The following is a 13,373-nucleotide window of genomic DNA, read 5'->3' as shown; positions in this document are numbered from 1 at the left end:
GACAAAAGAAAAAAGGTGGTTAATAACCACCTTTATCTACACTTAGTATTCTTCACAATACTCATCAAATAAAGATTGTAGTTGTTGTACTACTTCCATTGGTGTTGAAGATTCGATTTCATGACGCTCCACCATTTTTTGAATTTTACCGTCTTTTAATAATGCGAAAGAAGGAGAAGATGGTGGGTAACCTTCGAAATACTCTCTCGCTCTCTCAGTAGCTTCACGATCTTGCCCTGCAAAAACAGTTACAAGATGATCAGGTCTATGATCATGATGAACAGCATTAGCTGCTGCTGGACGAGCAACGCCACCTGCACAACCACAAGTTGAGTTAATCATTACAAGTGTTGTACCTTCTTTTGCAAGAGCTGCATCTACTTCCTCAGGTGTTGTTAATGATTCAAAACCAGCTTCTGTAATTTCAGTTCTTGCCTGGTTAACAAAATCTTGCATATAAATGTTAAAATCCATTTTAAATGGCTCCTTTTTTCAAATATTTAAGTATACATTAATATCCTATCAATTTTATAGTGCTCTTTCAATTATATTGCCACTATTATTTACTTTATACATGCTCGTTTTCTATGTATTAAAATTTTTAAATAATAAGTGAAAAAGTAGATGGCGTGATGCAACCATCTACTTTTTTAAATTTAACAATTAATAAACAGACGTGTTGTCTTTAGACATGTTCTCTAAAATTTCTTTAACACGCTGCATGAAGTTACCACATACTAAACCATCTAAGATACGGTGATCTAATGATAGACATAAGTTAACCATATCTCTCGCTGCAAACATACCGTTCATATAAACAGGTTTCTTAACAATAGATTCAACTTGTAATATCGCAGCTTGAGGGTGATTAATAACTCCCATAGACTGAACCGAACCAAATGAACCAGTGTTGTTGACAGTAAATGTACCACCTTGCATATCATCATTTGTTAATTTACCGTTTTTAGCCTTATTAGCCAATTCAACGATATCTTTTGCAATTCCTTTAATGCTCTTCTCATCTGCATTTTTGATAACAGGAACAAACAATTGATTTTCATTGGCAACAGCGATTGATAAGTTAATGTCTTTCTTCTGAATGATCTTATCGCCACCCCACATACTGTTTAACTCTGGGAACTCTTTAAGAGCTTGTGCCACAGCTTTAACAAAGAATGCAAAGTAAGTTAACGAGAAGCCTTCTTTTCGTTTGAAGTCTACTTTTAATTCATCTCGTAAATTAACAAGGTCAGTTACATCAACTTCTACCATCATCCAAGCATGTGGTATTTCAGTCGTTGATTTAACCATATTTTGTGCAATGGCTTTTCTAACACCTGTAACTGGAATTTCTACATCACCTGCTTCTGCAGTTTGCGTTTCTGCAGGAGCTTGTGGTTGAGATGGTGCTGCTTTAGGTTGTGATGGCTGCTTTGTTTCTTCAGCCTTAGGTGCTGAATCAGCTTGCGGAATATTACCTGATTCAATGATTTTTTCTAAATCTTTACGAGTAATTCTTCCGCCACGGCCAGAACCCTCGACTTCATTTAAGTCAATATCATTTTCCTGAGCTAACCTTAATACAGCAGGTGAATAACGTTTCTTCATTGATTGATCTTTCTGTTCAGCCTGCTCTTCTTGTTGTTCATTTGAAGAATCGTCTTTTTCATCGGATTCAGTTGCTTCCTCACTCGCTCCACCTTCTACTTCGATGTAGCAAATAAGTTCTCCGACTTCAATTGTATCGCCTTCGTTAGCCACTAATTCTTTTATCGTTCCAGTAAAAGACGATGGAACTTCGGCATTAACTTTATCCGTCATTACTTCTGCAATTGGATCATATTTATTAACTTGGTCACCGACACCGACTAACCAAGAACTAATTGTACCTTCTGTTACACTTTCACCTAGTTGGGGCATTGTGATTTTTTCAACGCTCATATCTCTTAACCTCCTTTATCAGTCAATTAAAATTCTGCTAAGTCACGCATAGCTTCTTCAACTTTGTCTGGATTAACCATAAAGAATTTCTCCATCGTTGGTGCGTAAGGCATAGCCGGAACATCTGGACCAGCTAATCGTTGAACTGGAGAATCTAAATCAAATAAGCAGTTCTCAGAAATAATTGCTGCTACTTCACTCATGATACTTCCTTCTTTGTTATCCTCTGTAACAAGTAATACTTTACCTGTTTTCTTAGCCGCTTCAATAATAGCTTCTTTGTCTAATGGATAAACCGTTCTTAAATCTAAGATGTGAGCTGAAATACCTTCTTCTTCTAACTTTTCAGCAGCTTGAAGAGCAAAGTTAACACATAAGCCATAAGTAATAACTGTAATGTCATCACCTTCACGCTTAACATCAGCTTTTCCAATTGGAAGTACATAATCATCTTCAGGTACTTCACCTTTAAGTAAACGATACGCACGTTTATGTTCAAAGAATAAGACTGGATCTTCATCACGAATGGCTGCCTTTAACAATCCTTTTGCATCATATGGGTTAGAAGGCATAACAATTTTCAATCCTGGTTGATTGGCAAATACTGCTTCAACAGATTGTGAGTGGTATAACGCACCGTGTACGCCACCACCGTATGGTGCACGAATTGTAATTGGGCAGCTCCAGTCATTATTCGAACGGTAGCGAATTTTTGCTGCTTCAGAAATAATCTGATTGACTGCTGGCATAATAAAGTCTGCGAATTGCATCTCTGCAATTGGACGCATTCCATACATTGCTGCACCAATACCAACACCAGCAATAGCTGATTCAGCAAGAGGTGTATCAATTACACGTTCTTCTCCAAACTGATCATAAAGACCATCTGTGGCTTTGAATACGCCACCTTTTTTACCGACGTCTTCTCCTAATACAAATACTTTTTCATCACGTTCCATTTCTTCTTTCATCGCTAGAGTAACAGCTTGAATATAAGACATAACTGGCATAATTATTCCCCTCCCTCTTCAGCGTAAACATGCTTTAGGGCACTCTCTGCTTCTGCATATGGTGCATTTTCAGCATAATCAGTCGCTTCATTAATTTCTTTATCAATTTCTTTAATCATTTCTTCTTCTTTTTCATCTGTAAGTACACCAGCATCTTTTAGGTATTGAGTGAATAAAACAACACAGTCATTCTTCTTCATTTCCTCAATTTCTTCTTTATCACGATAAGCTGTGTGGTCATCATCACTCGAGTGAGCCGTTAAACGGTTCGTTACAGCTTCAACTAGAGTTGGACCTTCGCCATTTACAGCGCGCTCTCTTGCTTCTTTAACTACTTTAAAGACTTCAAGAGGATCATTACCATTAACTTGGTGTCCTGGCATTCCATAACTTTTCGCACGATCTGCAACTGTCTCTGAAGCTACTTGTCGATCAAGTGGTACTGATATAGCATACTTATTGTTCTCAACCATTGTAATAACAGGTAATTTATGAACACCTGCGAAGTTTAAACCTTCGTGGAAATCACCTTGGTTTGAAGAACCTTCACCTAAAGTAACGAAAGAAACAAAGTCTTTCTTTTCCATTTTACCTGCAAGAGCTACTCCAACTGCATGCGGTAACTGTGTTGTAACTGGTGATGAACCAGTTAAAATACGATTTTTCTTCTGTCCAAAGTGACCTGGCATTTGACGACCACCTGAGTTAGGGTCTTCAGCTTTAGCAAAGCCAGATAGAAATAGTTCTCTCGGTGTCATACCAAAAGCTAAAACTACTCCCATATCTCTGTAATAAGGAGCTGTGTAGTCCTTTTCACGATTAAGCGCAAAAGAAGCTCCTACTTGGGCTGCTTCCTGCCCTTGACACGAGATTACAAATGGTATTTTTCCTGCGCGGTTAAGTAACCACATTCTTTCGTCAATCTTACGAGCCATCAACATGGTGCGGTACATTTCAATGACTTCTTCATTAGTTAAACCTAATTCCTCATGACGGTTTTTAGTCATAATTTAACCTCCCCTAAAATTATCCGTGTATTTGTTTTCCATCGACAGCTAATGCTGCTTCACCCATTACTTCTGATAGTGTCGGGTGCGGATGAATTGAATGTGCGATTTCCCATGGTGTTGCATCTAATACTTGTGCTAAACCAGCTTCAGAAATCATATCTGTCACGTGTGGTCCAACCATATGAACACCAAGTAAATCTTCTGTGTCTTTATCTGCAATCATTTTCACAAACCCGTCTTTTTCACCATGAACTAAAGCTTTACCAATAGCTTGGAAAGAAAACTTACCAACCTTTACATCATAGCCTTTGTCTTTAGCTTGTTGCTCAGTTAAACCTACACTAGCAATTTCAGGATTTGAGTAAATACAGCTTGGGATATGATTATAGTTAATTGGCATAGGATTTTGATTAGCCATATGTTCAATAGCAACCATGCCTTCATGAGAAGCGACGTGAGCTAATTGCATACCACCAATTACATCACCAATAGCATATATGTGTGATTCTTTTGTTTGGTAGAAATCGTTAGTTTTAATCGCACCTTTTTCTAGAACAATATCTGTATTCTCTAAACCGATATTGTCAACGTTAGGTGCACGTCCAACTGAGACTAACATTTTATCAGCTTTATATGTTTTGTTCTCACCTTTTAATTCGGCTTGAATTTCTACATTTCCTTCTTTTTTAAGCGTATCAGGTAATACCTTTGCACCTGTTACGATTTTAACTTTTTTCTTCTTCATCAGTCTCTTAACTTCTTTTGATACAGCTTCGTCTTCAGTAGGTAAAATGCGATCCATGTATTCTAAGACTGTCACTTCCACTCCAAAGTCAGCGAGCATTGAAGCCCACTCGATACCAATAACACCGCCACCAACAATAAGAATTGATTTAGGTAATTCCTCCATATGAAGAGCATGATCAGATGACATAACCATCTCGCCATCTAACTCCAGGCCTGGTAGTGATTTTGGACTTGAACCAGTTGCGATTAATACATTTTTAGGAATGATAATTGTATTTTCTTCACCGTCATTACGCTCTACTGAAATTGTTCCAGCTGTAGGTGAAAAAATACTAGGTCCTAAAATTCGGCCAAATCCTTCAAATACATCAATTTTTCCTTTTTTCATTAATCCTTGAACGCCCATATGTAATTGATCAATTATGGCTTGTTTACGTTCTTGAACTTTTACAAAGTTAAGCGATGTATTCTCAGTCATTACACCATACTGCTCTGCTTCTTTTGTCTGCTTAAATACTTCTGCACTTCGTAATAATGCTTTTGATGGAATACATCCGTTATGTAGGCAAGTACCACCTAAATTTCCTTTTTCTACGATTGCAGTCTTTAAACCTAGCTGGCTTGCTCTAATGGCAGCTACATAACCACCAGTACCTCCACCAAGTACAACAACATCATATTCTAAGGCCATTTTCAAACCCCTCTCTATTCAGCTTTATATTCTTTAACCACTTCTTGCTTTGATAATACTCTTAAAGCACCTTTTGCAAGCGCTTCCATCTCGTTTTCTCCAGGATAAACCAATACATCGGATATCCAGTCCACATGATTTGTGATTTTCGCTACAAACTTCTTACCATAAGCAATTCCACCAGTTAATATAATTGCATCAACTTGACCTTTTAAAACTACACTGATCGAACCAATTTCTTTTGCAATTTGGTAAGCCATTGCGTCATAGATTAATTCGGCTTGTGAATCTCCATTTTCTATTCTTTTTTCTACTTCAACTGCATCGTGTGTATCTAAGTGATTGACAAGGCCACCTTGACCAACTAATTTTTTTTTGATTTCATTTTTTGTTAGTTCACCTGAAAAACATAACTCTACTAATTGCCCCGCCGGAAGTGTACCCGCTCTCTCAGGTGAAAATGGTCCATCACCATTTAACCCGTTATTTACATCAATAACTTTACCTTCAGAATGAGCACCGACCGTAATTCCACCGCCCATATGACACACAATTAAATTTGCTTGTTCATATGGTTTATTCATTTCTTCACACGCTTTTCTTGCAACTGCTTTTTGATTTAGTGCATGAAAAATGCTTTTTCTCGGTAATTCCTTTAAGCCAGATATTTTTGCAACATCTGTCATTTCATCTACAACTACCGGATCAACAATGAAAGCTGGAATGTTTAAATCAGTAGCGATTTCATTAGCAATTAATCCACCAAGATTTGATGCATGTTCTCCATTATATCCAGCCTTCAAATCTTCGATCATCGCCTCATTAACTGCATAGGTGCCACCTTTTATCGGTCTAAGCAATCCACCTCGGGCACAGACTGAATTAAATTTGGATAGGTTGAAGCCTTCCTCATCTAAACTCTCTAATATAACTTGCTTACGAAAGCTAAATTGATCCATCAGCTGATCAAATTTATCCAACTCACTCGTTTCATGGCGAATTGTTTTTTCATAAATACTTAATTCATTTTCAAAAACACCAATTTTCGTTGATGTTGATCCCGGATTGATAATTAGCGTTCGAAAAGATTGATTCACTTATAATTCCTCCATCATTTACTGGTTTCTTCTAGAGATGATGTTGTGTTCATTTTGTAAGAAAGTATTTCTTGAACGACTAACACTCTCGATACGCTCTTCAGCCATACGGTCAGCAGCTAAATGAGTTGGAATGTTATCGCGTTTTGAAATTTCAAAGATTTTTTCTAAACTATCATAAATCGTTTCAATTTGTTTGAAAGCACGCTCTTTGTTATAACCATTTAATTCGTCAGCCACATTAATAACTCCACCTGAATTAATAACATAGTCTGGAGCATAAGCGATACCTAATTCATGCAGCTTCTCCCCATGACGTGATTCAGCTAATTGGTTATTAGCAGAACCAGCAATAGCTTTAGCCTTAAATTTAGGAATTGTATCGTCATTAATTGTTGCACCTAGTGCACATGGAGCATAAATATCACAATCAACTTCATAAATATCATCAGGATCAACAGCTTGTGCACCGAAATCATCCATTGCACGCTTAACTGAATCTTGATTAATATCTGTAACAATTAATTTCGCACCTTCTTCATGTAGATGTTTACACATGTTATATGCAACGTTACCTACACCTTGTACTGCAACCACTTTACCTTCAAGAGAATCCGTACCGAAAGCTTCTTTAGCAGTCGCTTTCATACCTAAATAACAACCATAAGCCGTAGCCGGTGATGGGTTACCAGAAGAACCGAATTCAGGCGAAATACCTGTTACAAAATCAGTTTCCATATAGATCGTATCCATATCATGAACAGTTGTACCAACATCTTCTGCTGTAATATAACGACCATTTAATCCTTGGATATAACGACCAAATGCTCTAAACATTTCTGGATTTTTATCCTTCTTAGGGTCACCAATAATAACAGTCTTACCTCCACCTAGATTTAATCCTGCTGCAGCGTTTTTATAAGTCATACCCTTAGCTAAACGAAGCGCATCTACTACTGCTTCTTCTTCTGAATCATACGTCCACATACGAGTTCCACCTAATGCAGGCCCGAGTGTCGTATCATGAATCGCAATAATCGCTTTTAGTCCTGAATTTTTATCCTGACAAAATACGACCTGTTCGTAATCGTTTTCCTCTAAATACTTGAATAATTCCATGTTTGTATTCCTCCCAAAAATTATGATGATAATAAAGCAAAAGCTAATGAATATATTTTACTCTCTGCCGAATCAGCGCGAGAGGTTAAAACTATTGGAGCTTTAGCACCGCTTATAATACCAGCCACTTTAGCGTTGGCAAAATACGTAAAAGATTTGTATAAAGTATTTCCTACTTCGATATAAGGGCAAACTAAAATATCTGCTTCCCCTGCAACCTCTGATTGAATATTCTTTTGTTCTTTCGATTCAAATGATATTGCATTATCAAAGGCTAATGGGCCATCTACAATACAATTAGTAATTTGACCTCTTTTTTGCATTTGTGATAGAACAGCAGCGTCGATTGATGCTTGCATTGCCGGGTTAACAATTTCAACTGCTGCCAGTGGTGCAACCTTAGGATTAGTCACGCCAATCCGGTTTACAACATCTACAGAGTTTTGTATGATTTGCACTTTTTCTTCAAGGTCAGGCGCAATGTTCATCCCTGCATCTGTTAAGAATAGGAATCGGTCACGATCAGGCATTTCGAACATAGCAACGTGTGATAAAATTCTTCCGTTTCTAAGACCTGAACCTTTCTTTAATACGGCTTTAAGTAAAATCTTTGTAGCGACATTACCCTTCATCAAAATATCAGATCTTTCTTCAGATACAGACAACACTGCTTTTTCTACAGCATTTTCAACGGATGTCGCATGGTGCAGTGTTATTTTTTCATTGTTAACATCCAGCCCCACTTCTTTTGAGGCCGTTGTAATATCTTCTATATTTCCAAATAACTTGAACGCTGCAAGATCTCGGTCAACACCATCTTTAACAGCTTTCAAAGTTTCTGCATTTGTTGCTTCAGCTACTGCAACAACTTTCTTTTCTTCCATGTTACATAGCTGATTAACTAAATCATCTAATGTCATAATTTCTCACCTTCATGTTGTTCGATTCTCAAGTGTCTTTACCTAAGTTGTATTTCTTCATTTTGTAATATAAATTTCTAATTGATATATTTAATTGTTCTGCAGTTTTTGATTTTATAAAATTATTCTTCTCTAATGTTTCTAAAATTAATTGCTTTTCAAATTCATCAATGGCGTCTTGCAAAGGAATCACTTCATCATCCTGTGTTCCATGTATAATATCTAAATCATCTAATGAAGTCTTTCTCAAAGGAGGCAGATGATTCTCCTTTATAGTTTCATCTTGAATTTCCATACTAATCATTGCACGCCCAACAATATTTTCCAACTCTCTAACGTTTCCTGGATAATTATATTTTCTCAATTTATTAAGAGCTTCATTAGAAATTTGTTTGACATTTCGACCATAATTTTCATTTAACTGATAAATCAGATGTAAAATTAATGGTTCTAGGTCTTCCATTCGTTCCCTTAGTGGTGGAATATTAATTGGAAATTTACTTAATCGATAATAGAGTGTTTCGCTGAACTCTTTAGTCATGATTGCCCGCTCTAAATTTACATTTGTTGATGCAATAACCCTGACATCAACAAAAATAGGTTCAGTGCCTCTTGCTCTAACTATTGTCTGCTCTTCTAAAACCCTAAGAATTTTAGATTGCAAATGGTGAGAAAGATCTCCAATTTCATCTAGAAATATACTTCCATGATGGGCTTCTTCAAAATACCCTTTTTGTTGCTCAGGTGCACCTTTTTCATCACCAAAAAGTATACGATCCAGCATGTCTTCATCATAAGCCGCACAATTGACGCGAATAAACTTCATATGTTTTCGCTTGCTCTCATTATGAATAGCATGGGCAATCAATTCTTTTCCTGTTCCCGATTCACCCCGGAGTAAAACTGGCGTTGGTGTTTTTGCGCCTACTTTAGCTTGTTCTAATGCGAGTTTCATATCACTTGATTCAGCAACAATATCATCAAATGTGTATTTAGCTTCAAGATTTCGTATGATTTGTCTTGCTCGCTTTAATTCGGAAGTTAAGGACTCAATTTCAGACAAGTCGTGTATAACACCTACACTTCCTTTTAACTTGCCATCCACTATAATTGGAGCAACGTTTACAAGGACATCTCTTTTATATGGCCCAACCTTCATTCGAGCTCCACGAACTGGGCGTCTTGTTTGCAAAACTTTCATATGCATACTTTCGCCCTCAGAGATATCAGCCGTTGCAGGCTTTCCAATAACTTCTTTATCAGATAAACCCGTTAACTTTGTGTAAGCCGGGTTAATCATAATACCTCGGCCGGTTTCATCCACTACAGAAATAGCTTCCTCACTTGATTGAATAATGGATTCGAGCATGACTTGGATTTCTTTAAGGTTCGTGATCTCTTCAGCTAGTCCAACTACTTCTGTGATATCTTTAAAAACAGAAAATGCTCCTAATAACTCTCCTTCATTAGTAATTAAAGGAATTCGAGTGGTAATAACACTTTTCTGATTTTCTAAAGTTAAATGTTGATTAATTTCTGATTCACGTGATTTCAGAATAAAAGGTAATTTAGAATCTGGAATGACATCAAGCACCTTTTGTTGCATTGCCTCTTCTTTACCAAGATTCAATATCTGACTTGCAGCTTCATTCATAAAAGTGATTTGCTCATTCGTGTTAATGACAATCATTCCATCATGTATAGAATTAAGAACCAAATCACGAGTCATGGTATTTTTTTGTACCTGTTTTAATAAGCTCTCTTTCTCATCGAGAAGTTCAAACATAATATGAGCAATTGAACCTGGAATTAAAACACAATTTTCTGGTTTAATTCGTAGCAATTCGTCAAATACTTCTTGATTACCAGTAGCTTCTACAATGATATCAATGTCACTCTCTACAGCTTGACGATAATCGATGTATGTATCTATATTTAATTCTTTAGCAAGTTTAACACCAGGTGCATGTTCATCTATATCAGCAATAGCTATAATGCGAAGCATCTCTGCTTGCTTAAACAACTTTAATATAGCGGTTCCACCCTTACCTGCTCCTACTATTATAACATTTTGCACACTTTACACCTACACTCTGCAAAAATTTGCACACTTCTATCTTAATGAAAGCGCTTAAATAATGCAAGATATTTTCATCGATTAATTTTATAATTATGATATACTACTTAAGGATAATGATATTAAGGTCGTGTTATAATGTATCGATTAATTGCATTTTTAGTTTTATTAATTCCAGGAATACTTGCTGTATATGGAATAAAGCTAATGAGGGATTCCTTTTTCGGTTTTGTTAACCCAGTCTTTTTTAACGTAATTATACAATTATTTGCAGGATTAATTTTTGTCATAATAGGTATTGGCTTTATTGGGGGATTTTTATTACACAGAGATCGTAAAAAGAACAAAACTAAAGGAAGATTTAAAAACGAAAAATGAGCTAGCTTCTTATCTGAAGCTAGCTCATTTTATTTATTCTTTATTATCTAACAACCATCGCCGACTCAAAAAAGTCGAGGTATAGAGATTTAACAGCTTTATTAATATCTTCTTCTCGGATTCCGAACATCATTGAAACATCGGATGATCCTTGGTTAATCATCTCAATATTAACGCCCGCTTTAGCAATAGCTGTTGTTGCAATAGCAGCTACGTTAACACGATTACTTAAACCTTCTCCAACAATTACAACCATCCCTAATCCATGTGTGATTGAAACATAATCAACATCTAATTCTTGCTTAATACGACTCATAAGACGTTGTTCTTTTTTCTCTGTCAGTTGATCAGAGCGTACAATAACAGACATACTATCGATACCAGATGGCGCATGTTCAAATGAGATCTGTTCTTCAACTAAAATATTTAATAAATTACGACCAAAACCTATTTCTCGGTTCATCAAGTACTTACTCACGTATATACTTGCGAATCCTTTATCACTTGCGATACCGACAATTGGACCATTATATTCTTCTTTATTTGCTACAATCATTGTACCAGGCGCTTCTGGTTCATTGGTGTTTTTAATACACACTGGAATGTTTTTATTAAAAGCTGGAATTAATGCTTCATCATGAAATACTGAAAATCCAGAATATGACAGCTCGCGCATTTCTTTATATGTTAAGAACTTAATTTCATTCGGCTCATCAATAATTGCTGGGTTTATACTATAAACTGAACTTACATCTGTAAAATTCTCATATAATTCAGCTTCGATTCCTGCTGCAATGATTGAACCAGTTATATCTGACCCGCCACGAGGGAAAGTCGTTAATACCCCTTTTTCTGTATAGCCATAGAAACCAGGAATAACAATAATTCCTTCTTTTTCTCTTAGTTTATATATCTTATCGTAACTGTGCTCTAATACCTGCGCATCACCAGGGTCATCACTCACAAATATTCCTGCATCTTTTGGATTAACGTATGTCGCATCTAATCCAATTTTATTTAAATAAGCACTAAGTACTCGAGCAAGTGAATCTTCTCCCATTGCTTTTAATGCATCCATTAAATGTGATGAGTTGGATGTTTCTTTTAATAATCGTTTTGATTCATTTTTTATACGTTCAGCAATTTCATCAGATAAATCCAAGTCTTTAGTGATAGACATGAAACGGTCAGTTATTTTCTGAAGCGTTCCTTCAACATCTTGTCCACTATTATATTGCTCACCAAGTTTAATAAATAAGTCCGTAACTTTTATATCTTCACTAAAACGTTTACCAGGAGCAGAAACAACAATGAATTTTCGCTGTGGATCATCTTTAATAATACTCGCTACTTTCTGCAACATTTCAGCGGATGCTACAGAACTACCCCCAAATTTTGCTACTTTCATGTAAAAAATCCCCTCCAAAGTTGATTTAACATTTAATAATTTTATCACGTTCATACCTGAATATGAAACCTAGAGAACGTGTGCTTTTCTACATATCATCGTCTATTTGTTAGCATTTTAAGTTTAAGGGAATACTTAGTAAAAAAAATAGCACCTCATCGAGTGAGGTGCTATTATATGGCATTATCCTACTTTATGCTCTAATCTTAACTTGTCAGCAATCATTGCAATGAACTCTGAATTTGTTGGTTTTGCCTTTGTAACACTTACTGTATAACCAAATATAGATGATAACGAATCAATATTCCCTCTGTTCCAAGCGACTTCAATAGCATGTCTAATCGCGCGTTCAACTCTTGAAGCAGTGGTATTGTATTTCTTGGCAATATCCGGATACAATACTTTAGTAATTGAGCCTAACAACTCAATATCGTGATATACCATTGAGATGGCTTCGCGCAAATATAAATACCCCTTTATATGAGCTGGAACACCGACTTCATGAATTATTGAAGTGATATTAGCATCTAAATCAATTTTCTTAGTCTGTTTGTTCTGTTGAAACGATTCCGATTTAATAGGTGTATGCTGAGCGGCACCAGCAGCTTGTAGAACTTGCTCTTTAAGTAGTTCTAAATCAAACGGCTTAAGCATGTAATATGTAGCACCTAATTCAACAGCTTTTTTAGTTACAGATTCATGACCGAATGCAGTTAGCATAATGACATTAGGAAATTCATCTAAATTCAAGTCGCGCATTTTTTCTAACACGGCTAAACCATCCACATGTGGCATAATGATATCTAAGATGAGTACGTCTGGATTAGTGTCTTCGATCATTGTTAAACATTCTCTACCGTTGTAAGCTGTGCCAACGACTTCAATCATATCCTCCTCATTAAAAAAATCCTCTAATAATGTGACTAATTCTCGGTTGTCATCTGCAATCCCTAAACGTACCTTTTCCATTAATGT

General features: G+C 36.3%; 12 protein-coding genes. 1 reads left to right on the top strand and 11 read right to left on the bottom strand.

Going from position 1 to position 13,373, the window contains the following annotated elements:
- Positions 1 to 42: 42 nt before the first annotated feature.
- The 9 genes from E3U55_RS03355 to E3U55_RS03315 all read right to left on the bottom strand — a co-directional run bounded on the left by E3U55_RS03355 (position 43) and on the right by E3U55_RS03315 (position 10,612).
- Positions 43 to 474 carry a BrxA/BrxB family bacilliredoxin gene (locus E3U55_RS03355; RefSeq protein ID WP_134338926.1) on the bottom strand — a complete coding sequence of 144 codons (432 nt, stop codon included), beginning with the start codon at positions 472 to 474 and terminating at the stop codon, positions 43 to 45.
- A gap of 189 nt (positions 475 to 663) precedes the next feature.
- Complete coding sequence (locus E3U55_RS03350) at positions 664 to 1,941, bottom strand: dihydrolipoamide acetyltransferase family protein (protein WP_134338925.1); 1,278 nt, start codon at positions 1,939 to 1,941, stop codon at positions 664 to 666.
- A gap of 26 nt (positions 1,942 to 1,967) precedes the next feature.
- Positions 1,968 to 2,951: an alpha-ketoacid dehydrogenase subunit beta gene (locus tag E3U55_RS03345; protein ID WP_134338924.1), complete on the bottom strand. Its 984-nt coding sequence runs from the start codon at positions 2,949 to 2,951 to the stop codon at positions 1,968 to 1,970.
- Positions 2,952 to 2,953: 2 nt separating this feature from the next.
- Entirely contained in the window at positions 2,954 to 3,958 is a 1,005-nt protein-coding gene (locus tag E3U55_RS03340; RefSeq protein WP_134338923.1) for a thiamine pyrophosphate-dependent dehydrogenase E1 component subunit alpha, read from the bottom strand.
- Positions 3,959 to 3,977: 19 nt separating this feature from the next.
- Positions 3,978 to 5,399: a dihydrolipoyl dehydrogenase gene (gene lpdA / locus E3U55_RS03335; RefSeq protein ID WP_134338922.1), complete on the bottom strand. Its 1,422-nt coding sequence runs from the start codon at positions 5,397 to 5,399 to the stop codon at positions 3,978 to 3,980.
- Positions 5,400 to 5,413: 14 nt separating this feature from the next.
- Positions 5,414 to 6,496: a butyrate kinase gene (gene buk, locus E3U55_RS03330; protein ID WP_134338921.1), complete on the bottom strand. Its 1,083-nt coding sequence runs from the start codon at positions 6,494 to 6,496 to the stop codon at positions 5,414 to 5,416.
- Between the two features lie 18 nt (positions 6,497 to 6,514).
- A complete protein-coding gene (locus E3U55_RS03325) occupies positions 6,515 to 7,615 on the bottom strand; it encodes a Leu/Phe/Val dehydrogenase (protein WP_134338920.1) in 1,101 nt (366 codons plus the stop codon).
- A gap of 20 nt (positions 7,616 to 7,635) precedes the next feature.
- The gene (yqiS, locus tag E3U55_RS03320; protein WP_134338919.1) at positions 7,636 to 8,535 is read right to left on the bottom strand and encodes a phosphate butyryltransferase; all 900 of its coding nucleotides are present in this window, start codon (positions 8,533 to 8,535) and stop codon (positions 7,636 to 7,638) included.
- A 28-nt stretch (positions 8,536 to 8,563) separates the two neighbouring features.
- Positions 8,564 to 10,612, bottom strand: coding sequence for a sigma 54-interacting transcriptional regulator (locus tag E3U55_RS03315; protein WP_134338918.1), 2,049 nt, complete (start codon positions 10,610 to 10,612; stop codon positions 8,564 to 8,566).
- Between the two features lie 138 nt (positions 10,613 to 10,750).
- Between E3U55_RS03315 and E3U55_RS03310 the strand changes: the two genes are divergently transcribed.
- Positions 10,751 to 10,990 (top strand): DUF2627 family protein, encoded by a 240-nt coding sequence (locus E3U55_RS03310; protein ID WP_134338917.1) that lies wholly within the window; start codon positions 10,751 to 10,753, stop codon positions 10,988 to 10,990.
- Positions 10,991 to 11,033: 43 nt separating this feature from the next.
- Here the strand turns inward: E3U55_RS03310 and E3U55_RS03305 are convergent, their stop codons facing one another.
- A complete protein-coding gene (locus E3U55_RS03305; protein ID WP_134338916.1) occupies positions 11,034 to 12,398 on the bottom strand; it encodes an aspartate kinase in 1,365 nt (454 codons plus the stop codon).
- A gap of 183 nt (positions 12,399 to 12,581) precedes the next feature.
- Entirely contained in the window at positions 12,582 to 13,367 is a 786-nt protein-coding gene (gene spo0A, locus E3U55_RS03300) for a sporulation transcription factor Spo0A (RefSeq protein WP_134338915.1), read from the bottom strand.
- Positions 13,368 to 13,373: the final 6 nt, after the last annotated feature.

It is taken from the genome of Filobacillus milosensis, assembly GCF_004402015.1.
Taxonomy (GTDB): domain Bacteria; phylum Bacillota; class Bacilli; order Bacillales; family Alkalibacillaceae; genus Filobacillus; species Filobacillus milosensis.
Note: the sequence above shows the minus strand (reverse complement) of the source record. Positions and strands in the feature narration are given on the sequence as shown.